Annotated in this window: 1 pseudogene; it reads left to right on the top strand. The window is 44.8% G+C overall.

Going from position 1 to position 239, the window contains the following annotated elements:
- Nucleotides 1–233 (top strand): annotated as a pseudogene (locus ACYP03_RS27835) (efflux RND transporter periplasmic adaptor subunit); the annotation flags it as partial.
- Nucleotides 234–239 lie beyond the last annotated feature (6 nt).

Raw genomic sequence — 239 nt, 5'->3', positions numbered from 1 at the left:
CCCTTTATGGCAAAAACGAACCGAATAGACAGGCCACTGTAAAAGCAGAAGAGGACGGACGAATCATAGAAGTGGTTGATCAGCGCGGAAGTTATGTGGAAGCAGGGAAGGTTATTGCCAATCTGGAGAAAGATTACAGACCCGATCATCTGATACTGGCAAAAGCAATTCTGAAGCAGCGTCAGATAGAATTTGACGTTTCGAAAAAGATTAACTCAAAGGGGTTTCAGTGACGGGCA

The sequence above is a fragment of the Photobacterium sp. R1 genome (genome assembly GCF_054600795.1).
The sequence above is the reverse complement of the archived record's forward strand: the minus strand, read 5'-3'. Positions and strand labels throughout refer to the sequence as shown.